This window comes from Nitrososphaera viennensis EN76 (assembly GCF_000698785.1).
Classification (GTDB): domain Archaea; phylum Thermoproteota; class Nitrososphaeria; order Nitrososphaerales; family Nitrososphaeraceae; genus Nitrososphaera; species Nitrososphaera viennensis.
In genome coordinates this window covers 1,131,419-1,153,216 of sequence record NZ_CP007536.1, presented here as the reverse complement: position 1 = coordinate 1,153,216, position 21,798 = coordinate 1,131,419, and the positions used below count along the sequence as shown (strand labels likewise).

At 56.2% G+C, this 21,798-nt stretch carries 18 protein-coding genes and 1 tRNA gene; 15 read left to right on the top strand and 4 right to left on the bottom strand.

What is annotated here, in order from left to right; translation table 11 throughout:
* Positions 1–23 precede the first annotated feature (23 nt).
* Entirely contained in the window at positions 24–821 is a 798-nt protein-coding gene (locus tag NVIE_RS06565; RefSeq protein WP_227717511.1) for a Nif3-like dinuclear metal center hexameric protein, read from the top strand.
* 108 nt (positions 822–929) lie between these two features.
* Here NVIE_RS06565 and NVIE_RS06560 read toward each other — a convergent pair whose 3' ends face one another.
* The gene (locus NVIE_RS06560) at positions 930–1,541 is read right to left on the bottom strand and encodes a DUF1264 domain-containing protein (RefSeq protein WP_075054565.1); all 612 of its coding nucleotides are present in this window, start codon (positions 1,539–1,541) and stop codon (positions 930–932) included.
* Between the two features lie 263 nt (positions 1,542–1,804).
* On the opposite strand from NVIE_RS06560, the gene NVIE_RS06555 reads away from it, so the two are divergent.
* A tRNA-His gene (locus NVIE_RS06555) sits at positions 1,805–1,907 on the top strand.
* 105 nt (positions 1,908–2,012) lie between these two features.
* On the opposite strand, the gene NVIE_RS06550 is transcribed toward NVIE_RS06555, so the two are convergent.
* A complete protein-coding gene (locus NVIE_RS06550; protein WP_075054564.1) occupies positions 2,013–2,828 on the bottom strand; it encodes a PEFG-CTERM sorting domain-containing protein in 816 nt (271 codons plus the stop codon).
* Between the two features lie 261 nt (positions 2,829–3,089).
* Here NVIE_RS06550 and NVIE_RS06545 point away from each other — a divergent pair, with 261 nt between their 5' ends.
* The 9 genes from NVIE_RS06545 to NVIE_RS06505 all read left to right on the top strand — a co-directional run bounded on the left by NVIE_RS06545 (position 3,090) and on the right by NVIE_RS06505 (position 16,128).
* Positions 3,090–3,338 (top strand): DNA-directed RNA polymerase subunit H, encoded by a 249-nt coding sequence (locus tag NVIE_RS06545; protein ID WP_075054563.1) that lies wholly within the window; start codon positions 3,090–3,092, stop codon positions 3,336–3,338.
* A gap of 9 nt (positions 3,339–3,347) precedes the next feature.
* Positions 3,348–6,701, top strand: a complete 3,354-nt coding sequence (locus tag NVIE_RS06540) for a DNA-directed RNA polymerase subunit B (RefSeq protein ID WP_075054562.1) — start codon at positions 3,348–3,350, stop codon at positions 6,699–6,701.
* A 26-nt stretch (positions 6,702–6,727) separates the two neighbouring features.
* The gene (locus NVIE_RS06535) at positions 6,728–10,537 is read left to right on the top strand and encodes a DNA-directed RNA polymerase subunit A' (RefSeq protein WP_075054561.1); all 3,810 of its coding nucleotides are present in this window, start codon (positions 6,728–6,730) and stop codon (positions 10,535–10,537) included.
* A complete protein-coding gene (locus tag NVIE_RS06530) occupies positions 10,534–10,839 on the top strand; it encodes a ribosomal L7Ae/L30e/S12e/Gadd45 family protein (protein ID WP_075054560.1) in 306 nt (101 codons plus the stop codon). Before NVIE_RS06535 ends, NVIE_RS06530 begins: the two co-directional genes overlap by 4 nt.
* Before the next feature lie 143 nt (positions 10,840–10,982).
* Complete coding sequence (locus NVIE_RS06525) at positions 10,983–11,462, top strand: NusA-like transcription termination signal-binding factor (RefSeq protein WP_075054559.1); 480 nt, start codon at positions 10,983–10,985, stop codon at positions 11,460–11,462.
* The gene (locus tag NVIE_RS06520; RefSeq protein ID WP_075054558.1) at positions 11,455–11,892 is read left to right on the top strand and encodes a 30S ribosomal protein S12; all 438 of its coding nucleotides are present in this window, start codon (positions 11,455–11,457) and stop codon (positions 11,890–11,892) included. The genes NVIE_RS06525 and NVIE_RS06520 overlap by 8 nt, the downstream gene beginning before the upstream one ends.
* Positions 11,889–12,494 carry a 30S ribosomal protein S7 gene (locus NVIE_RS06515; protein ID WP_075054557.1) on the top strand — a complete coding sequence of 202 codons (606 nt, stop codon included), beginning with the start codon at positions 11,889–11,891 and terminating at the stop codon, positions 12,492–12,494. The genes NVIE_RS06520 and NVIE_RS06515 overlap by 4 nt, the downstream gene beginning before the upstream one ends.
* A gap of 135 nt (positions 12,495–12,629) precedes the next feature.
* Positions 12,630–14,993 (top strand): FTR1 family iron permease, encoded by a 2,364-nt coding sequence (locus tag NVIE_RS06510; RefSeq protein WP_144239546.1) that lies wholly within the window; start codon positions 12,630–12,632, stop codon positions 14,991–14,993.
* A 64-nt stretch (positions 14,994–15,057) separates the two neighbouring features.
* The gene (locus NVIE_RS06505; RefSeq protein ID WP_075054555.1) at positions 15,058–16,128 is read left to right on the top strand and encodes a patatin-like phospholipase family protein; all 1,071 of its coding nucleotides are present in this window, start codon (positions 15,058–15,060) and stop codon (positions 16,126–16,128) included.
* A 69-nt stretch (positions 16,129–16,197) separates the two neighbouring features.
* Here the strand turns inward: NVIE_RS06505 and NVIE_RS06500 are convergent, their stop codons facing one another.
* The gene (locus tag NVIE_RS06500; protein WP_075054554.1) at positions 16,198–17,094 is read right to left on the bottom strand and encodes a pirin family protein; all 897 of its coding nucleotides are present in this window, start codon (positions 17,092–17,094) and stop codon (positions 16,198–16,200) included.
* A gap of 169 nt (positions 17,095–17,263) precedes the next feature.
* Between NVIE_RS06500 and NVIE_RS06495 the strand changes: the two genes are divergently transcribed.
* Positions 17,264–17,536, top strand: a complete 273-nt coding sequence (locus NVIE_RS06495; RefSeq protein ID WP_075054553.1) for a hypothetical protein — start codon at positions 17,264–17,266, stop codon at positions 17,534–17,536.
* A 3-nt stretch (positions 17,537–17,539) separates the two neighbouring features.
* Here NVIE_RS06495 and NVIE_RS06490 read toward each other — a convergent pair whose 3' ends face one another.
* Complete coding sequence (locus NVIE_RS06490) at positions 17,540–18,553, bottom strand: replication factor C small subunit (RefSeq protein WP_227717510.1); 1,014 nt, start codon at positions 18,551–18,553, stop codon at positions 17,540–17,542.
* A gap of 150 nt (positions 18,554–18,703) precedes the next feature.
* On the opposite strand from NVIE_RS06490, the gene NVIE_RS06485 reads away from it, so the two are divergent.
* Genes NVIE_RS06485 through NVIE_RS06475 form a run of 3 tightly spaced genes read left to right on the top strand, consistent with a single transcriptional unit; the run spans position 18,704 to position 21,781 of the window.
* A complete protein-coding gene (locus NVIE_RS06485; RefSeq protein ID WP_075054552.1) occupies positions 18,704–19,240 on the top strand; it encodes a DNA replication complex GINS family protein in 537 nt (178 codons plus the stop codon).
* A complete protein-coding gene (locus NVIE_RS06480) occupies positions 19,233–21,308 on the top strand; it encodes a minichromosome maintenance protein MCM (protein WP_075054551.1) in 2,076 nt (691 codons plus the stop codon). Before NVIE_RS06485 ends, NVIE_RS06480 begins: the two co-directional genes overlap by 8 nt.
* 2 nt (positions 21,309–21,310) lie before the next feature.
* Positions 21,311–21,781, top strand: a complete 471-nt coding sequence (locus tag NVIE_RS06475; RefSeq protein WP_075054550.1) for a hypothetical protein — start codon at positions 21,311–21,313, stop codon at positions 21,779–21,781.
* Positions 21,782–21,798 lie beyond the last annotated feature (17 nt).

Genomic DNA, 21,798 nt, shown 5'->3' with positions numbered 1-21,798 from the left:
CTGGTGTTGACACGGAGCGAATAATGAAGGCTGGGCTGGAACTTGCAGGGTGGAAAAAAATGCCTGCCGACAGCATGGTGCACGTCAAGGGCAGGAACATCAAGAAAGTGATGGTGGCAGTCGACGTCGGGACTGCAGAGCTCTTGCTTGCAAAGAGCCTCGGGTGCGACGCCGTCATTGCGCACCACCCGATTGGGATAGCCGCAATCAACTTTTACAAGGTCTTTGACAGGCACACCGACTACATGGTCGAGCACGGCGTGCCAAAAAAGGTCGCCAAGGAAGCGACAGCGAAACTGAAAGAGCGGGTCGAGACAAGGACGCACGCAGACATTTACGACGACGTGGTGGGCGCGGCAAGGGCGATGAACATGCCGCTTGTCAACATACACCAGCCCTGCGACGAGTACATGAGGCAGGCCATTTTGGCCAAGATAGAGTCGGGCAGGACGGAATACGTCTCTGACATTGTAGAGTCTGTAGGAAGGATACCGGAATTCCGCCACGCTGCAACCAAAGTGCAGGTAAGGCACGGAAGCGAAAAAAACAAGGCTGGCCACTGGGCGCTCGTGATAGCGGCAGGCACCAACGGCGGATATTCCATTGCCAAGGCGTATTTCCAGCACGGCGTCGACACTGTCATCTATCTGCACGTCGACTATGGCGACCTGGTGAAAATGCGCGAGGAAAAACTGCAAGGAAACCTTGTAGTCCTTGGCCACCTTGCAGGCGACTCGCTTGGCTTGAACGCGCTTGCCGACAAGCTGGAAAAAGACCTTGACCTTGAAACAGTCAGGATAGGGCTCTTGCCCTCCAGGTAATGATTCTGTACGACGATAATAAGCTGATCTGCAAAAGCTCGTCAAAATTTACCAAGATCTGTACGCCTTGTGAAATCAAAAAAAAGAAGTGGGAGATGGCGAACCTGACTATTGTGTGCTGTTGCTGCTTGTTATGGTGGCATTGAGCATGAACGGGTGGTCGACAAGCTCTACCTGTGGCGGAAAGGACGGCAATTCATCGTTCGGGTTCCAAGTGATAACCACCTTGCCCCATGTGGGAGCCAGCTGTGACATCACGGCCTTTGCTTGCTCTGGAGTCAAGTCCGGCATCTGGACGTCGGCCCTGTCTGGCGCAAATTCCACCCTGTGGGCGTGCCAGTACGGCTTTTCCCTGTCTGGAAGCGAATTGTACTGGTCCTGCGTTATGACGTACTCTATTCCTATCAAAGTGGCATTGGCAGAATTGGTATCGTAGAGCTGGCAGACCGCCACTATCTTGTCATTTGGCTTGCAGTAATGGTGCACCCTGAGAGACGGGTCATCAAAGATGTGCCTTATTGCGGCAAGATGTCCCTGCGGAGCGTTGTATCCATCCACCGGCGTTGAAGAAGTTGCATTTGTAGACATTGCAGATTGCTGCGCAACAGAGTTTGTTGCAGACACGCCCAGCATCAGGGCTGCGGCAATCGCAAAAGCAGCCGCAGCTCCTCCCGCTAACGTTTCCCTGACTTTTTTCGTGGACTGATATACTTTGTCCAATAATTTACGGATGCATGTTATGAAAACCAATTTATCGGAAACAAGAAGAGAGTTGGCATCCTTTCTGTAACTATCTAAATAAACACGCCTGATAAAATTTCATATCTCTCAGCCGTGTTGAGACTATTTCTTGTCTGTTGATGTGTTACCTGAAAATTCTCTAATCGGCTATTCACGCTAAATCGGCATACATTTTCTGATTCGTCTGTTTAGCGCGGGATTCGAACGATTATATAATGTGCTTCCCGCAAATTGCACTGGCGGCCTTCGTAGTATAGCCTGGTGAGTATAGGCGGCTGTGGACTGTTCTGAAATTGTTTCGGCAGACACCGCTTGAGGAGGGTTCAAATCCCTCCGAAGGCCCCATCAATCATCCAAGTTTTCAACAAATAACATGACAAACAATACCTTGCGGTAGTTTCTGTCAATAAAAAAATGAAAAAGGAAAAAGAGAGGCTCGTCCAGCCTGCCTTACATCTTTGGCAAGAAGCTGAACTTGCTGTACCTTGTCGTGGCGACGATTATGCCGACGATTGCGACTGCCAAGACGATTGCAGCGATTGCACCGAACTCTGGGACCAGGAAGGTGCCAACGATGTCAATCTGCTCAGACTGCGCCGCGAACGGGATGGTCAGAGTCCTCGTGGCACTGCCCATGTCGTCTTCAGCAAAGTCCTCGACGTCATCGACAAAGATCACGTATTCGCTGTCGGTGCCGTTGTCGTTCTTCGAGTCTGCGATGTTCCTTGGAAGCTGGATCTTCAGCTCACCGTCTGCAGTAGCCGTGATCATTGCGGTGATTGTTGTCGTCGCTGGGTCGCCAGTTAGGCTCCTGAGTGAACCACCAGTGATCTGGTAGTTGATGTCGTATGTCTGGCCGTCGATTGTTAGCTTGGCTACTCTCCATTCGCCTGTTGTGCTTGTGAAGCTGAATGTTGTCTCCTTTGAGACGCCATTGTAGCTGACCACTGTCCTGTAGTCGCCGGTTATGCCCAGATTGCCACCGACCTTCAAATCATAAGTATACGATCCATCAGCAGCCACGGGGACTTGGTCGAACCTGTATGCTGCGCCGTTTGGATTGAATACTTGGAGAATGAGTGGTTGGCCTGTCGGGGTTACACCGACGTTTCCGGAGATTTTGACGGTGTCGCCTGTGCTGTAGTCTGTCTTGTCTGTCGCTACGGTAAGGCCACTGCTAGTTTGTGCATATGCAGTGCCAAATGTGCCGACAGCCGCAACAGATGCCAGCAATATTGCCATTAGTGCGTACGCTTTATACTCCATTATCCCTCATGCACACCTAACACGCTATATTTCCGTTACTATTTATCCTTTTTGTGCAGGAACTCTAATGTCTGTACTCATTTCGGACAACCCTCCGAAAAAGCATCTCTCAATTTTCCAAATAAAATCGGCTTTTGGATCAAATATTCACAATGCTTAAATATACTATTTTTTTATTCATCAGTTTGACTTTGATGTTTTCTCTTGAGCACAAGCTATTGTTGTCGCTGTCAGCGTCGCCTGTGGAGGTAGTGGCATCCATTGTCTGAAAAGAAAGTAGTCAAGATAACAAACCACGTGTACCAGCCAAAGCACGAGATCCTGCCCAAAGCGGAGGCTGAAGAAGTGCTGAAAAAATACAACGCCAAGCCAGGCCAGCTCCCGTACATCCTGATGGGCGACAAGGCCATCGAGGACCTGGACGTGAGGCCTGGCGACATCATCAAGATCACGAGAAAGAGCCCAACTGCGGGTGAAAGTGTATATTACCGCTACGTGGTGGAAGGGTGAGTACTTCATATGATAGAGAATTCTATCGAGATGTGGCCGATTATCAATGACATTTTGAGAAGGGAAGGGGTCGCGCGACAGCACCTGAATTCTTATAACGAGTTTATGGAGCGCGGGCTTCAGAGCATTATCGACGAGGTGGGCGAGATTGAAATCGAGACCGCCGAATACCCGTACAAGATAAAACTTGGCAAAGTCAAGTTGCAGCAGCCAAGGATAATGGAGCTTGATGGCTCTATCACGCACGTCGCGCCTATGGAGGCGCGCCTGCGCAACCTGACGTACGCTTCTCCGATAATGCTAGAGTGCTCCGTCGTCGAGGACGGCAAGATACTCGAATCGCGCTTCATCCACATCGGCGACATGCCGGTGATGGTCAAGTCCAACACGTGCATCCTGCACAACCTGCCGGAGGTCAAGCTGGTCGAGTACGGCGAGGACCCCCGTGACCCCGGCGGATACTTTGTCATCAATGGCTCAGAGCGCGTCATCGTGGGACTTGAAGACCTGTCGTACAACAAGATAATTGTCGACACCGAGGAAACGACAGGCACGCTCCTGTACAAGGCCAAGGTCTACTCATCCATAGTCGGATACAGGGCAAAACTGGAGCTCATCATGCGCCCAGACGGCTCGATCGTGACCAAGATACCGGGCTCGCCAGTAGACATACCGCTCATCACGCTCATCCGCGCACTTGGTTTGGAGGCAGACAAGGACATTGCCGACTCTGTCTCGCTCAGCGAGCTGATACAGGACGAGCTAGAACCTTCGTTTGAAAAGGCCGGCGACGTGGCGTCAAGCCGCGACGCAATCGTCTACATTTCAAAGAGGATTGCGCCAGGCATGCTTGAAGAGTTCCAGATAAAGCGCGCCGAGACCCTGCTTGACTGGGGGCTCCTCCCGCACATCGGCAAGAACCCCGAGAACAGGCACGAAAAGGCGCTGTTCCTCGGCGAGGCCGCAAGCAAACTAATCGAATTGAAACTTGGCTGGATAGAGGCCGACGACAAGGACCACTATGGCAACAAGGTGATAAAGTTCGCAGGCCAGATGCTTGCAGACCTGTTCAGGACAGCGTTCCGCAACCTCATCCGCGACATGAAATACCAGCTGGAGCGCTCCGGGCAAAAGCGCGGCATAAACGCAGTCGCAGCCGCCGTAAGGCCGGGCATCGTCTCTGACAAGCTGAACAACGCCATCGCAACGGGCAACTGGGGCCGCGGCCGCGTCGGGGTGACGCAGCTGCTTGACAGGACAAACTACATGTCCACCATCAGCCACCTGCGCAGGATACAGTCGCCGCTGTCGAGGAGCCAGCCGAACTTTGAGGCACGCGACCTGCACGCGACGCACTTTGGCAGGATCTGCCCCGCAGAGACCCCTGAAGGCTCCAACTGCGGGCTGGTCAAGAACCTCGCGCTTTCTGCAATCATCTCTGTAAACGTGCTTTCCGCCGAAGTCACGGAAAAGCTCTACGAGCTTGGAGTCCAGAACGTGGACGAGGCAAGCGAGAAACTACGCGCCGCCGGGACGAGGGTTTTCGTCGACGGCAGGCTCATCGGCTACGTGGAAAAGGGCGACGGCCTTGCAGAGACCCTCAGGGGCATGAGGCGGTCGGGCAAGGTCCACCCGCACGTCGGCATCTACCTCTACAGCTCGCAGAACGAGAACGCGACAAAGCGCCTTTACATCAGCTGCAACGCCGGCAGGGTCATGCGCCCGCTCGTCGTGCTAAAGGACGGCAAGCCGCTTGTCACGATGGAGATAATCGAAAAGGTGTCCAAGAAGTTCCTGTCGTGGATGGACCTGCTTTACATGGGAGTCATCGAGCTCGTCGACGCCAACGAGGAGGAAAACTCGTACGTGGCGATGGAGCCAAAGAAGGTGGAGGCTGGCAAGCACACGCACCTTGAGATATTCCCCTCTGCAATCCTTGGAGTCGGCGCTTCCATAATCCCGTACCCCGAGCACAACCAGTCGCCGAGAAACACGTACGAGAGCGCGATGGCCAAGCAGTCGCTTGGGTTCTCTACTCCGCTGATGAACGCAAGCACGTACGTGCGCCAGCACTTTATGCTGTACCCGCAGATACCTGTTGTTTCCACGAAGGCGATAAACCTGCTTGGACTTGAGGACCGCCCGACAGGCCAGAACTGCGTCGTCGCGGTGCTGCCGTTTGAAGGCTATAACATCGAGGACGCAGTCGTGTTCAACAAGTCCTCAGTCGACCGCGGGCTTGGCAGGACGTTCTTTTACAGGATCTACGAAGCAGAAGCAAAGCAGTATCCTGGCGGCATGAAGGATACGTTTGAGCTCCCGCAGGCCGACGCCAACATCCGGGGCTACCGGGGCGAAAAGGCGTACCGCCTGCTGGAGGCAGACGGCGCAATCATGCACGAGGCAGTGGTAAACGGTGGCGACATTCTGATCGGAAGGACTTCTCCGCCAAGGTTCATGGAGGAATACAAGGAATTCGAGGTCAAGGGCCCGTACAGGCGCGACACTTCAGTCGGCGTCAGGCCGTCTGAAAACGGGGTCGTCGACACGGTCATAATCACCCAGTCGGTAGAGGGCGGCAAGATGTACAAGATCAGAGTCCGCGACATGCGCATCCCTGAAATCGGCGACAAGTTTGCCTCAAGGCACGGCCAGAAAGGTGTGGTCGGCATGCTGGTCAACCAGGAAGATGTCCCGTACACCGAGGACGGCCTTGTGCCCGACGTAATGATCAACCCTCACGCATTCCCGTCGAGGATGACCGTCGGAATGTTCATGGAGTCGCTTGGCGGAAAGGCGGCGTCGCTTCGCGGCAAGATAGCGGACGGCTCGGCGTTCCTTGGAGAGAAGCTGGACGACATCAAGGGCGCAATGGAGCAGTACGGCTTCAAGTACACGGGCAAGGAAGTGATGTACGACGGCAGGACCGGCAGGCGCTTCCCTGCAGACGTCTATGTGGGAGTCGTCTATTATCAAAAACTGCACCACATGGTCGCAGACAAGATACACAGCCGCGCCCGCGGACAGGTGCAGATGCTGACCAAGCAGCCTACAGAGGGCCGCGCGCGTGGCGGAGGCCTCAGGTTCGGAGAGATGGAGCGCGACTGCCTCATCGCGTACGGCGCGTCCATGATGCTCAAGGACCGCTTGCTTGAAGAGTCGGACAAGGCGGAGGTCAACGTCTGCGAAAGGTGCGGCCTGCTCGCATACTATGACGTCAAGCAGCGCAGATACGTCTGCCGCGTGTGCGGAGAAAAGGCCAAGATCTCGTCTGTCGTAATCGCGTATGCGTTCAAGCTTCTCCTGCAGGAGATGATGAGCCTCAACGTCGCTCCCAGGCTCCTTGCCAAGGAGAAGGTGTAAGGAGAGAAGGGGGAGAGGAGATAACAATGATGGAAGAATCAGCCAAGATTCTCGGTGGAATCAAGTTCAGCGTCTGGTCGCCGACCGAGGTGCGCAAGTTCTCGGTCGCAGAGGTCACGGCGCCAGAGACGTACGACGAAGACGGGATGCCGGTGCAGGGAGGCCTGATGGACAACAGGCTTGGGACGCTAGAGCCGGGGCAAAAGTGCGCCACGTGCGGCAACACCTCTGCCAAGTGCCCCGGGCACTTTGGGCACATCGAGCTTGCCGAGCCGGTGCTGCACATCGCGTTCGTAGACGACGTGCACAAGCTGTTGCTCACGACATGCAGGTCGTGCAACAGGATAAAGCTCGACCCGGAGGAACTGGCGCACTACAAGGCAATCCGCGAGAGCAAGGCGCCCTACGCGGTAATCACGCTTGAAAACATCCGCGACGAGATAATCGAAAAGGCCAAGAAGGTCAAGTCGTGCCCGCACTGCGGCAAAGAACAGTATGACCTGATATTCACAAAGCCGACGATATTCGTGGAAAGGACCGAGGCAGGCGAGAACAGGCTCCTCCCGATCACCATCCGCGAGCGCCTGAGCCACGTGCCAGACGAGGATTTGATGTTGCTCGGCTACGACCCGACAACCGCAAGGCCCGAGTGGTTCGTGCTGCAGGTGCTCCCCGTGCCGCCGGTGACTGTCAGGCCGTCCATCATCCTTGAAACAGGCATCAGGTCGGAGGACGACCTGACGCACAAGCTGGTCGACATCATACGGGTCAACCAGCGCCTCAAGGAGAGCAAGGAGGCCGGCACGCCGCCGCTCATCGTGCAGGATCTGGTCGACCTTTTGCAGTACCATGTCACGACGTACTTTGACAACGAGGTGTCTGGCATCCCGCAGGCCCACCACAGGTCGGGCAGGCCGCTCAAGACGCTGACGCAGAGGCTGAAAGGAAAGGAGGGCCGCTTCCGTGGCTCGCTTTCCGGCAAGCGCGTCGACTTCTCCAGCAGGACTGTCATTTCGCCGGACCCGAACCTGACAATATCCAACGTGGGCGTGCCGACTGACGTCGCCAAGAAACTGACGATACCAGAGACCGTGTCGCAGTGGAACCTTGAAAAGCTCAAGGCGCTCGTGACAAACGGCCCCAACACCTACCCCGGCGCCAACTATATCATCAGGCCGGACGGCGTCAAGATCAGGCTCGACTACGTCACCGACAGAAAAACAATCGCCGACTCGCTGGCGCCAGGCTACATCGTAGAGCGCCACCTGTCAGACGGCGACATTGTCATTTTCAACAGGCAGCCGTCGCTCCACAGGATGTCTATCATGGCGCACTCGGTGGTGGTGCTCCCGTACCGCACGTTCAGGTTGCACCCTGCAGTCTGCCCGCCCTACAACGCCGACTTTGACGGGGACGAGATGAACCTCCACGTGCCCCAGAGCGAGGAAGCGCGCGCCGAAGCCACATTGCTGATGCGCGTACAGGACCAGCTCATCTCTCCGCGCTATGGCGGCCCGATCATCGGCGGCATCCGCGACTTTATCACCGGCGCCTTCATGCTGACACGCGACGAAACAGTGCTCACCCGCGACGAGTTTGCAAACCTGGCGCTTGTCGGAGGCTACAAGGGACCACTCCCAGAGCCGGCGGTGACAAAGGACGGGCAGAAACTGTACAGCGGGCGCCAGCTGTTCTCGCTGTTCCTGCCAAAGGACTTTAACTTTGTCATCACCAGCAAGTGGAACAAGGCCGCCAAGGGCGAGGGCAGGGACGTCGTCATAAAGAACGGACAGCTCATCTCCGGCGTAATCGACAAGGCGTCGATTGGCGCAGAAGAGCCGGATTCAGTCCTGCACAGGATAGCAAAGGACTATGGCACCGACGTCGCGCGCAAGTTCCTCGACTCGATCCTGATAATGCTAAAGACGTACATCACGCACCGCGGGTTCACGTACGGCTACTCTGACCTCTGGCTGTCGCCGGAGACGAGGCAGGAAATAGCCGACACCATCCAAAAGACCTACGAAAAAGTCCATGAATTGATACAGCAGTACCGCGACGGCTCGCTCCCGCTGACAAGGGGCCTGTCCGCAGAAGAGGCGCTGGAACTGTACGTCGTCAACGAGCTGTCCCGCGCCCGCGACCGCGCAGGCAGGACCGCAGACAGGGCGTTCCCTGACAACAACTCTGGGATAATCATGGCCTCCACAGGAGCAAGGGGCTCGACGCTCAACATCGGCCAGATGACGGCAGCGCTTGGCCAGCAGTCAATCCGTGGCAAGCGCATCCAGAAGGGCTACCGCAACCGCGCGCTGCCGCATTATGTTCCAAACGAGACCAGCCCGGACGCAAGAGGATTCGTAAAGTCCAACTACCGCGACGGCCTGAGCCCGCTGGAGTTCTTTTTCCACGCGATGGGCGGACGCGAGGGCCTTGTGGACACTGCAGTCAGGACCCAGCAGTCCGGCTACATGCAGAGGAGGCTCATCAACGCGCTTGAGCACCTGAAGATCGAGTACGACCAGACCGTGAGGGACCCGCACGGAAACATCGTCCAGTACCTGTACGGCGAGGACGGGATCGACCCGGCCAAGAGCGACCACGGCGAGGCGGTCAACATCTCCAGGCTCATCGAGGCAGAAGCAATCGTCGACGAGGGCCGCAAGGCTACCGAGGAAGCGATAAAGAAGATAATCGAAGAGCAGGGCTCCAGCCTCAACCCGAGGATGCGCGCCAGCCTGGAAAAGGCGCTTCTTGAGAACAAGCTAAGCAGGGAAGGCGTCGAGAAGGTCATGAAGAAGGTGCTCGACCTGGTCGACAGGGCGCTTGCCGAGCCGGGAGAAGCAATCGGCGTCGTCACCGCGCAGTCGATAGGCGAGCCGGGAACCCAGATGACCCTCAGGACGTTCCACTTTGCAGGAGTAAAGGAGCGCAACGTCACGCTCGGCCTGCCAAGGCTCATCGAGCTCGTCGACGCACGCAAAAAGCCGGTGACGCCCACGATGGACATCTACCTCGACGAGGCGCACCGCGGCTCGCGCGAAAAGGCGCTTGAAGTCGCTCGTGAAATCCTCTTTACGCAGGTGGGCGACCTCATCGAAAAATCGGAAACAGACTATTCCGGCGTGCTCACGTTCTACTTCTCAGAGGCCAAGCTTGCCGAGCGCGGCTGCACGCTTGAAGAGGCCAATGCAGTTCTTGAAGGTACCAAGAAGAAATACGATGTCAAGATGAGCGAAAGCAAGCGCTCAATCAAGGTCACGGTGCCCGACGAGCCTGACGCACAGACACTTCTGACACTAAAGAACAAGCTGCTCAACACCCGCGTCAAGGGCGTGCCGGACATCGAGCGCGTCACGATAGTCAAGCAGGACGAAGAGTGGGTCATCCAGACAGCAGGCTCCAACCTTGCCAAGGTCGTGCTGGTCGACGGCGTGGACACTTCGAGGATTGCCACCAACAACGTCTACGAGATCTGGCAGACGCTTGGCATCGAGGCAGCAAGGACGGCGCTTGTAAAGGAGGTCACGAACACGCTTGAAGAGCAGGGCCTCGAGGTCGACGTGCGCCACATCATGCTGGTGGCCGACCTGATGACTTCAAAGGGCTACCTCCAGCAGATAGGCAGGCACGGCATCGCAGGTACAAAGACGTCGGTGCTCGCAAGGGCGGCGTTTGAAATTACGGTCCCTACCATAGCAAGGGCCTCGCTTGAAGGACAGGTGGAGACCCTGCGGGGCGTGACAGAAAACGTTATAGTAGGTGCCACGGTACCAGTCGGCACCGGAATGGTTGACCTCTACATGAAGGTCAAGGAAGGTAAAGAAGAAGAATGAAGACAATAGAAAAAGTGATCAAGGACGCGGTAGCGGCCAGCAAGTACAAGAGCGGAGTGAAGGAAGTCCTCCAGTCGGCCAAGAGCTCAAAACTGGTGATCGTTTCAAAGTCGCTTGACGCAGGAGACAGGGCAAAACTTGACGAGCAGGCCAAGTCTGCCGGAGTTGCCGTCTACGAGTTTGACGGCAATTCGGTGCAGCTGGGCAAGCTTTGCAACAAGCCCTTCCGCATAACTGCGATTGCCATCAAGGGCGCGACCGACGCCGAGGTCAAGGCCGTGATGGCTGAACAGGCCAAGTGACCCTCTTTTCTTTTCCACCACCACCACTTTTGTTCTATCGAGGCGCCAAGACTTAAATTGAACTTCGGGACAGTGCTCAAATTGTATTTGTCGTCTGCTGATGAAGGAAGAAGAAGGCTCTACGCTAGAGGGGCAAACTGAATATGACGGAAATAAAGCTGACCTCTGACGAGCTGCGCTTGATATCGCTCTTTGGAAGCGTGACGAGCGCGTCGGCGCGCGACTGCATAGTTGACGACAAGATGGACCGCGTCATTTTTGTCGTGAACAAGGGCCAGATGGGCCTTGCTATCGGCAAAGGGGGCGCCACCATAAAGCAGCTGCAGCAGGTCGTGGGCCGCAAGGTCGAGCTCGTCGAGTTCTCGGAAGACCCCGCCGAGTTCATCCGCAACATGCTCAACGCCGACATGGTATCGGACGTGCGCATATCAGAGAGGATGGACGGAAGCAAGCAGGCCGTGGTCACGGTCGACGCCAAGAAAAAGGGCGCCGTCGTGGGCAGGGAAGGAAGGAATGCCGAGAAGGCAAGGCTCCTGGCAAAGCGATACTTCCATATATCCAGTGTCCTGATCGTAAGCCCGGAACAGCAGATAGCAAACAGGGTGAATATGAATAATGGGTAAATCTCCACTAGGATTGTTTGCCGGCGGCGTGCTCAAGACGAAGAAGAGCCGCGGCAGGTGGGCAGACAAGTATTACAAGAGACGTATGCTTATGCTTGACAAGAAGGCAAACCCTCTAGAGGGCGCGCCCCAGGCAAGAGGCATTGTGCTGGAAAAAGTAGGCATCGAGTCGAAGCAGCCAAACTCTGCCGTGCGCAAGTGCGTCAGGGTGCAGCTGATAAAGAACGGCAAGTCCGTCACCGCCTTCCTCCCGAGGGACGGCGCTCTCAACTTTGTCGACGAGCACGACGAGGTCATGGTCGAGGGCATCGGAGGCTCCATGGGTGGCGCAATGGGCGACATCCCTGGTGTCAGGTGGCAGGTGTTCAAGGTAAACGGCGTCTCGCTCAAAGAGCTCGTATACGGAAGAAAGGAGAAGCCGAGAAGATGAGCGGAAAAGAGCAGGTAACTATCACGCTTTTCAACAAGTGGGAGACCAAGGAGATCGAGATAAACGACCCCGGCCTAAAGACGGCAATCTCGTTAAAGCCGGCAGTCCTCCCGAACACCTTTGGAAGGCACGAGCGCCAGCGCCTGAAAAAGGCAGACGTCAACATTGTCGAGAGGCTCGCAAACAAGATGATGCATTTCGGCAAGAAATACGCCAAGAACACGGGCAGGATGGGAGGCAAGAAGGCGCGCGCCCTCAACATGGTACGCACGGCCTTTGACATCATCCACCTAGAAACAGGCAAGAACCCCGTGGAACTTCTCGTTCGCGCTATTGAAAACTCGTCCCCAAACGAGGACACGACCCGCATCGTGTACGGTGGTGTAGTCTACCATGTGTCGGTGGACGTCGCCCCGCTGCGCAGGGTCGACCTTGCGCTCCGCTTCATCGCAGAAGGCGTGAGGGAATCCACATACGGCAACCCGCAGACGATTGAAGAAGCGCTGGCAAAGGAGATAATCCTGGCCTCAAACAACGACATGGCCAGCCACGCCGTCAAGAAAAAGAACGAGCAAGAAAGAATCGCGATGGCTTCACGTTAAGCCATCACAACTATCTATCTTCTCTTCTCTTTTTCTTTCTCCCCTTTCTCACAAAGATGGTTTAAATATAGTCACGAATTAGGTAAGCCTAATTGTGTTGTTGCTGACGCGCGTGACAGTTGGTGGTTGATAATAATGGAAACCAGGAACATCGTTATCCCTGCATTACTCGTTCTTCTAATAGTTGCCGCCATGCTGCCTGCTGTTGCCTTTGCACAGGCCAGCGATTCCGACGCAATTGTAGTTCTTGTAAACCTGGAGCGCATCAGGACACAGGTCCAGCTTGCAGAAAACATGCTTCAGGCCGGCGACAGGGACAGCGCGTTTTCACACGCATTTATCTCTCATACGACCATATTTCCGTCAGTCAAAGGGCAATTGGGCGCGCTTGACGCCGGCTCTACTGGGCAACTGGAATCCGCGCTGACCGACTATGCCTTTCAGATAAAGGACGGCACGCTCTCTGCAGAGCAGGCAAAGGGGCAGGCATCGCCGCAGATATACGCCCTGCTTGACTCGCTTGGCGCAAAGACGGGCAAGGCGTCGGACAAGGACGCGGTGTCGCAGGTGGCGGCGTTTCTCTTGCGCGACGCCGTGCAGTCTTACAGGCAGCAAGACTACCAGAGCGCGGCCGGCCTCGTAGACACGGCCTACGCAAAATACCAGTCGACATTATCCGGCTCGATGGAAGAGCAGAGAAAGGCAGAGATCGAGTCGTTCTTTTCAGACATGAAGGCCGCAATGGCGCAAAAGGCCGGCGCCGACTCGGTGGCCCGTCTCCAGGCCGCAATAGAGCGTGACCTTGCAGAGAACCTGTCGTCTGAAGGTGCCGAGGGCTCGGGCGGCTATGCCCAGTACTTTACGACCATCAGGGATCTCTTGGCAAAGGTGGTAAGCGGGGTGCAGGCCGGCGACTATGCCCAGGCCGAGCAGGACGGCATCACCGCATACCTTGACAATTACGAGTTCCTGGAGGCGCCCATTGAAAAGCACGATGCGAAACTCATGACCACCATCGAGCAGCAGATGAGGGTGCAGCTGCGCGAAAAGATCCAGGACCGCGAGTCTCCTTCTGCCATACAGGACCACATAAATGCCATCCTTGCCAACCTTGACGCCGCTGAAGGCCTGCTCAAGAGCGACCCCGGCTATTCCGCGCAAGCTGCGGCAGGGTCCGGCTCTTCTTTTGCCAGCATTGACGAGCTGAGCCAGGGCTTTGGGGCCTACGAAGGCCCGATAAAGGAGCGGGGCGACGCGGCCGACTCTGCCAAGGAGGAGGTGCGCCAGAACATTGACCAGATAAGGGTCAAGCTCGACGACGCGCTAAGGATATACCGCGACGGCGATGCAAAGGGCGCAATCCAGGCGTCGCGCTCGGCGTACCTTGACAGCTATGAAAACATCGAGATCCCGCTCAGGCCGATAAACCCAGACTTTACGCTGGAGATGGAGATCAAGTTCGCAGAACTGCGCAACCTGATGCAGGCAGGCGCCCCGTACGAGCAGGTCGCGGCAAAGGCGGTGGAGATAAGGAGGGGACTCGACGAGTCCGAAAGGCTGGTGACAGGCACCGGCTCGCTTGCACCCGCAATAGCGTTTTCAACGTCGTTTTCCATAATATTCCGCGAAGGATTAGAGTCGGCGCTCATCATCGGCGCCATCCTCACCTATCTTGAAGCGTCGAGGAACGAGCGCTTTAAAAAGCACGTCTATTATGGCATAGTCCTTGCGTTTGCCGGCACCGCGGCCACGTGGTTTGCCGCCCAGTTTCTCATCGATATCTCGGGTGCAAACGCCTCCATCATAGAGGCCGTGGCCGGCATCTCTGCGGTGGCCGTGCTGTTCTGGGTCAGCTTCTGGATACTCAACAAGGTCGAGACGAAAAAGTGGATCGAGTTTGTCAAGGCCAAGGTGTGGAAGGCGACGACTACCGGGAGCGTCATGGTTTTCGTCATGCTCTCCTTCTTTACCGTGTACCGGGAGGGCTTTGAGACCGTGCTGTTTTACCAGGCCATGATGTCGTACGCAAGATATATGGAGCTCTACGTGGCCGCCGGCCTGATTATTGGCCTTGGCATCATAATCGGCGTGACTTTCCTTGTGCGCAAGCTGGGCAAAAAGCTCCCGCTGCGAGTGCTCTTTGGGCTCACGATGGGCGTGGGCGCGTACATGTCAATTGCGTTCATGGGCAACGCCATCCGGGAGTTTCAGGAGATAGGCCTGATAGAGACCACGCACATGATAGGGACGATACCTCGCCTTGACATCAACCTTGCAGCCATGACTGGCATCCACCCGACGCTGGAGACCGTGGTGGCGCAGGTGGCGCTGCTTGCAGTCTACCTTGCAGGCTCGATATACGTGCTATGGCTGCAGCCAAGGCGCAAGAAGGCCATCGAGACTGCAAGAAAGTCGCGCGCAGACCTAGACAAGCCGGCTACGGGCAGCAGCAGCGGCGGCAGCAGGGCCGACAAGGACATCGACATCGGGGACCACTGAGCCAGGCCCGGCCAGGCTCCAAGCCCTTAAAAGTGTTGGACGCGAATTATTAAAGCGCACACACATGGAAAGCGAAGAACTGCACAAGATCCAGTTTGAGACGGTCCTTGTCATGCAGGGCGGGGGCTCGCTTGGCGCGTACGAGTGCGGCGTGTACAAGATGCTGGAGCGCCACGGCATAAAATTCGACATCGTCGCCGGCACGTCGATTGGCGCCATCAACGCCGGCATCATAGCCGGCTCTAAAAGTGGCCAGCCTGCAAAGGATCTCGAGGATTTCTGGCTGCATATCGCCGAGTACGTGACTCCCGTGATGCTGCTTTCAGACAAGGCGCGCAGCGTGGCCGCGTGGATGTTCAGCGCGACGTACGGCAATGCAAGGATGTTTGCGCCGTCGTGGCCACTCGTGCCAAACTCGCCGCACCTGTACGACCTGGATCCTCTGAAATCCACGCTTGAGCGCTACATCGACTTTGAAAAACTCTCGCCCCGCAACCTGCCCCGCCTGATAGTCACCGCGACGGACATACAGAAGAGCGATTCGGTGGTGTTTGACAGCCACCGCCAGAGCATGACGGCAGAGCACCTGACTGCCTGCGCCGGCTTTCCCTTTTACGGAATATCATGGACAAAGGTGGACGGACGCTACCTGTGGGACGGCAGCCTGATGAGCAACACGCCCCTTCGCGAAGTGATAGCCGAGTCGCCAAGAAACGACAAGCGCGTCTACATCGTCAACCTGTTCCCCAAGTACCAGGACCGCCTGCCGGAGAGCATGGTGGACTCGCTGCACAGGGCAAGGGACATCATGTATGCCGACAAGACCGAGCACAACATCAAGATGTCCAAGGCGGTCAAGCGCTACCAGGGGCTCCTGCGCGACATGTACGAGTTTATCATCAGCAACACGCCCCTTGATGACGCCAAGAAGAAGGAAGAGTTTGCCAAGATAGAAAAGAGGTACCAGCGCGTCGCCCGCGAGCGCGGGGCGATAATCGAAAACGTGGTGAAAATAGAGCGCAAGGAAGACGTCCCGTTCATATTCGAGGACACCGACTTTTCAATCTCGACCATCCGAAAACTGATACGGGAGGGAGAGGAGGACGCCGAGCAGGTCCTTGCCGGCAAGAACTAGCCCCGCCCGCAAACGCCCCGCCACTAATAATAATCACCATCATCATCGTCATCAGCAGCAAGATTGTGGCTAAAAGCCGATCCTGCCAAACCTCCCTGCGCGATAGTCCTCTATCGCCTGGTAGATCTCCTCCTGCGTGTTCATGACAAACGGCCCGTACCGGGCAACGGGCTCGTTGAGCGGAACTCCGCCTATCAAGAGCACGCTCAGGTCAGACGCCGCGTCCTTTGGGGCAGCTATCGACACGCTGTCGCCGTCGCGCTCAAATATTGCCATCTGGCCGCGCTTTGCCCTCTTCTCCTCCTTTCCCTCTTCTCCTCCTTCTTTTCCAAACTCGCCCTCGCCTTCGACCACGTACGCAAACGCGTTGTATTCGCGTGGCACCTGCTGCTCAATCCTTGCGCCCGGCTTGAGCGTATAATGCAGGTACATTATGGGCGTTCGCGTGTCAATGACTGCCTTTTTGCCAAGCGCCTCTCCTGCTATCACGCGCACATTTGCGCCTTGCGCGCTTGCGACGGGTATCTTTGCCGCGGGGATGTCCTGGTAGCGGGGCTTGGCCATCTTGTCGCGCTTTGGAAGGTTTACCCACAGCTGGAACCCGTGCAGGCGCCCGCCGGTGCCCGCAAACTCTTTTGCCGGCATTTCCGAGTGCACCACGCCAGCGCCGGCAGTCATCCACTGCACGTCGCCGGGCCCAAGCCGGCCTTCGCTGCCGTTAGAGTCCTTGTGCTGAAAGCTCCCCTCAAGCATGTAGGTGACAGTCTCAAACCCGCGGTGGGGGTGGTCAGGCGCGCCCTTGGCCTCTCCCGGCCCGTACTCTTTTGGGCCCATCTCGTCAAGGAGCAGGAACGGGTCAAACTGCATCAGCGCGTTCGTGGGAAACGACCTGTGGACGAGAAAGCCCTCGCCTTCCATTGTTGCAATGCTGTTTACTATTTTCTTGACCGATCTTGTTATCGTCATGCCCTTATGTTAGGGAGCGGAGTATTTAATTGCAGTAGTAATAACTTACCAAGTGCGTCATTGCAACCTTATCTGGTAAGCCCGTGCTGACCTGCCTTCCCGTATTAGATACCAGAGCCGAGGACACGAACGCTTATAAAAAAGCAGCTATCCAATACCAAGTCGAATATTGGCCAACACTTCTTTCCGGGTGCAGGCACACAAATTCAGCCAAGACAACATACAGACTACGCTGGTGTGCTCAAAATGCGACGAGGTATTCCAGAAGGAATTCCCTCTTGACCTCGAGGGCCAGACAATAGAGTTCAAGTGCCCGGTCTGCGGCGCGCCCGGCGAGGCCGACCTTCCCTACAAGAGCGCAGAAGAGCGCGAGGAACTCGAGGAAGACTTTGAGGAAGTGGAGGAAGAAGAGTCTGGCGAAGAGTTTGAGGAAGAGTACTAGTAGCTAGTCTTTCTTGCCACTACTACTACTGCCGCCCAGTTTTCCCAGCTGCGCTAGGAGCGCGGCCATCTGTATCTCGGGGTGCGCGCCCGATGCAAGCCTGTAATCGTATTCCGCCATTATCTCTGCAAACTGGCCGGGGTTCTCCAGCTTCATCTCGTAAGCCTCCTGGCTTGCGTACTTCATAAAGTCGCCCTCGGACATGCCGTACACCTGCGTCAGTTCCAATAGCTTTGCGCGGGCCTCGTTGAACTTGCCGGCAAGGGCAAGCTTCACCACTTCGCCCACCTTGGACCTGCCGGAAAGCCCGATAGCAGAAGTCACGTTGGCAGAATTTATGGCGCCCATCCCTGCGGCCGCCTGCATGATGTTTATCGAGTGGCGCATGTCTCCGCCCGTGGCGTCGTAGATGTGGGCAAGAGCTTTTTCGTCGTACTTGACTCCCTCTTTTTTGGCGATTTCCTCCATGTGCTCAAGCACGACTTCCTTTGGCAGGCGCGTGAACCTGAAAACGACGCACCTGCTCTGTATGGGCTCGATTATCTGCGACAAATAATTACAAATAATGATAAAGCGCGTCGTCCTTGCGCCGTCTTCCATCATCCTGCGCAGGGCAGTCTGCGCCTCCGATGTCATCTCGTCGGCCTCGTCCAGGATTATTATCTTGAAGAGCTCTTTTGTTTCCTGCTCGCCAGTGGGTGAGCCCCACCTCGTGAACTCTTTGACTTTTTCGCGCACCATCTTTATGCCTCGCTCGTCAGACGCGTTGAGCTGGAGCACGTTGTCCCTCCAGCTTGTGCCAAAAAGTTCCTTTACGATGCAGAGCGCAGCCGTGGTCTTGCCCACGCCGGCAGGCCCGGAAAACAGCATGTGCGGCAGGTCGCGGCCCTTGATGAGGTTTGAAATGCCCTTGATGATGTCCTTCTGGCCGACAACGTCCTCCAGTTTCTGCGGGCGGTACTTTTCCGTCCACATCAGGCTGGCAAGGTCGCTCTTTTTTGTTGTTACTGACGACAAGCAACCCTTTTCAGCCCCTGCAAAGGATTAATAGATTGCTGCCGCGGAAAAGCTTGTTTTACCCGAGCTTATATGAGCTAGCTGAGAGCTCAGCTAAAATCGTTCCAACAAAAGATATAACTGAACACGGGCTTGTACAATTTACCGACTATGGCCGATTCGCCCGCCGACAGCAGGATTGAAGCTATACAGGACGCCTACCACGTCGGCTACATGAACGAGGAAGTCAGGATCTCCTACAAGCGGGACGTCAAGATGGCAGTGGGCGCGGTGGCAGTTGACGCAAAGGAGGGAGACATGTCTTCGCTCCCGCGCTGGGTCGCCAAGATCCTTTCAGAGCAGGGCGCAATCGAGATCCAGTCAAACGACACTGCCGGCTACATTTCAAGGACGCTAAACCGCGAGCGCATCGCAAGGCCGCACGACCTGTCGGGCATCGACATCGACTTTTACGTGCGGGTAAACGACCACCTCGACACGCTGAGGGAGCGCGAGCGCGAAAACCTGGCGGTGTCGCTCAACACGTTTGTCGCGTCGCGGCTTGAAAAGATCGTAAAACTAGCCGCGGCGTCGCCGCTGTCGGCAGAGCTGGAAGGCCGGCTTGCAGCGGAGGAAAAAGAGCTGTACCACACAATACACGAGGCGTCGATGAAATTCAAGAGGGGTGTGCTGAAAAAGTTTGGCTGAGCAACAGCAGGCGACGTCCGCGGCTCTTGCGGACAACCTGAAAGAGTTCCTGCAGGCGTTCAAGGACAGGGAAGGCAACTACCGCTATTTCGATCGCATCAACAACATGATGGCGTCCGGCGTCCAGTCGCTTGTCGTCGATTACATAGACTTTGACTCGTACAACCCAGACCTTGCAAAGCAGTTGACGCACAAGCCGGACGAGATGCTTGAGGCGTTCAACGAGGCCGCCCTTGCAATCCTGCGCGAGATACACCACGACTACGAGCAGGAAATCCACGACAGGATAAAGGTCAGGATAGGCAACTATACGGTCCAGAAGGGGCTCCGGGACATCAACGCCGACCTTATCGACAAGCTGGTGAGCGTGTCCGGCATGGTGGTGCGCTCGTCGGAGGTCAAGCCGCTTGCAAAAAAGGTGGCCTACAAGTGCGCCAACTGCAACGCCGTCACTGAGGCGACGCTAAAGGGCCTGGTACTGAAAAAGCCCTCAAAATGCATCGCCTGCGGCGAAAAAGAGCTTGACATGGACCCTGAAAACAGCATATTCATAGATTTCCAGATGGTGCGCCTGCAAGAGCTCCCAGAGGATTTGCCGGCAGGGCAGCTGCCGCACTACGTCGAAGTCACCGTGATGGGCGACCTCGTGGACCAGTGCAGGCCCGGCGACAGGATAATGCTGACAGGCATCATACGCATAGAGCAGGAGCAGCTGGCGCCGCAGGCAAAGACGAGCCTCTTCCGCCTGCGCATGGAAGGAAACAACATCGAGTACCTGGGAGGCAGGGCTGGAAGCAAGGACACCCGCACGGTTGAAAGGATTGCGATAAGCACCGAGGACGAGCGCCAGATACGGGCTATCGGGAGCAAGCCGGACGCCTACGAAAAACTGGTCGCCTCGTTTGCGCCCCACATCTACGGGCAGGAGGTCATCAAAGAGTCGATATTGCTCCTGATAGTAGGTTCTGTCACGAAAAAGCTGGAGGACGGCTCTACCCGCAGGGGCGACATCAACGTACTCCTTGTCGGGGACCCTGGGACTGCGAAATCCGAGATGCTGAAATTTGCCGCAAAAATCGCGCCCAGAGGGCTGTATACATCTGGCAGGGGCTCTACAGCCGCGGGCCTTACCGCTGCAGTCATCCGAGACAAGTCCGGGATAATGATGCTTGAAGCAGGCGCGGTGGTTCTGGGAGACCAGGGCCTCGTCTGTATCGATGAATTTGACAAGATAAAGCCGGAGGACCGCTCGGCGCTCCACGAGGTGATGGAGCAGCAGACCTGCTCGGTCGCAAAGGGGGGCATCGTCGCGACATTGAACGCAAGGACGTCGATACTTTCGGCCGCAAACCCGATGTACGGCAAGTACGACCCGTACAAGAACATCACCGAAAACGTGAACCTGCCGGTGCCATTATTGACCAGGTTTGACCTGATATTCATAGTCCGGGACATACCGGAAAAGGACAAGGACAACCTGATTGCAAGCCATATACTTGAAATCCACAAGGACGTTGCGCACGCGGCCAAGCCTGCAATAGACATCGACCTGTTTTCCAAGTACCTGACGTACGCAAAGAGGATAGAGCCGGCGCTCACCTCTGAAGCCATAGACATCATCAGGAGCTACTACATGGACATGAGAAAGGCCGAGTCGGAGGGCATGATAACGGTCACTCCGAGGCAGCTTGAAGGTCTGGTGAGGCTTGCCACCGCTCGCGCAAGGCTCTTGCTCAAGGACAGGGTGGACGCAGACGACGCCAAGAGGGCAATTTACCTCGTCGACCAGATGTTAAAGACCGCAGGAGTTGACGTCAACACGGGCAAGATGGACGTCGGCGTCCTGTACGGCAAGCCGCAGAGCGAGGTGTCAAAGCAAAAGCTGTTCATGGAGGTGTTCAACGGCCTGTCGGGCCCGGACAACAACGAGGTCGAGGATAAGAACCTTGTGGCAGAGCTTGTGAAAACGGGCAGGTTCACAGACGAGGAGGCAAGGTCGCAGATAAGCAAGTTCAACCGCGAGGGCAGGATATACGAAAGAAGGCCGGGCTTCTGGGCCAAAGCCTAGGCTTGCTCAGGTTCACCCGGATTGCAGAGGCAAAATTTTCCGGCGAGTTCAAGGAGCGGGTGCTGAAAGTCTATGCATTGTTTCCCGAGCTTGCAGAACATGAGGTAAAATGCGGCTATATCCGCAGGGGGACGCGGCTCTTGGGCACGGCGCGGGGCTGGGCAATCCCAAAGCAAATTTCGCTCCAGCCAAACGTCGGGCGCATGACTATTGCGCACGAGCTGACACACCTTTTGCAGGGATGCAACGGTGTTCCGCACGGCGAAAAAGCTTGCGACATATGGGCAATGGCACGCCTGCCCGCTGAAATGCTCGACGATCAGCCGTACTACCTCCTGCGCCACTGGCGCCGCGAGCGCTGGCTGCACAACAGGGTGCAGGCAAAGGCTCTGTGCGAGCGGGCGATCGAGGTGCGCAAGGTAGAACGAAATTACATAAAGTGGCTTTCAGGAGAGCTGCGACAGTTAAAATAAAACACGGCACGATATAA

Coding starts and splice junctions, on each gene's coding strand:
- NVIE_RS06515 (WP_075054557.1), top strand. CDS start 11,889: ATGAGCGGAAAAGAGCAGGTAACTATCACGCTTTTCAACAAGTGGGAG.
- NVIE_RS06540 (WP_075054562.1), top strand. CDS start 3,348: ATGATAGAGAATTCTATCGAGATGTGGCCGATTATCAATGACATTTTG.
- NVIE_RS06500 (WP_075054554.1), bottom strand. CDS start 17,094: ATGACGATAACAAGATCGGTCAAGAAAATAGTAAACAGCATTGCAACA.
- NVIE_RS06520 (WP_075054558.1), top strand. CDS start 11,455: ATGGGTAAATCTCCACTAGGATTGTTTGCCGGCGGCGTGCTCAAGACG.
- NVIE_RS06510 (WP_144239546.1), top strand. CDS start 12,630: ATGGAAACCAGGAACATCGTTATCCCTGCATTACTCGTTCTTCTAATA.
- NVIE_RS06505 (WP_075054555.1), top strand. CDS start 15,058: ATGGAAAGCGAAGAACTGCACAAGATCCAGTTTGAGACGGTCCTTGTC.
- NVIE_RS06535 (WP_075054561.1), top strand. CDS start 6,728: ATGATGGAAGAATCAGCCAAGATTCTCGGTGGAATCAAGTTCAGCGTC.
- NVIE_RS06530 (WP_075054560.1), top strand. CDS start 10,534: ATGAAGACAATAGAAAAAGTGATCAAGGACGCGGTAGCGGCCAGCAAG.
- NVIE_RS06550 (WP_075054564.1), bottom strand. CDS start 2,828: ATGGAGTATAAAGCGTACGCACTAATGGCAATATTGCTGGCATCTGTT.
- NVIE_RS06565 (WP_227717511.1), top strand. CDS start 24: ATGAAGGCTGGGCTGGAACTTGCAGGGTGGAAAAAAATGCCTGCCGAC.
- NVIE_RS06525 (WP_075054559.1), top strand. CDS start 10,983: ATGACGGAAATAAAGCTGACCTCTGACGAGCTGCGCTTGATATCGCTC.
- NVIE_RS06485 (WP_075054552.1), top strand. CDS start 18,704: ATGGCCGATTCGCCCGCCGACAGCAGGATTGAAGCTATACAGGACGCC.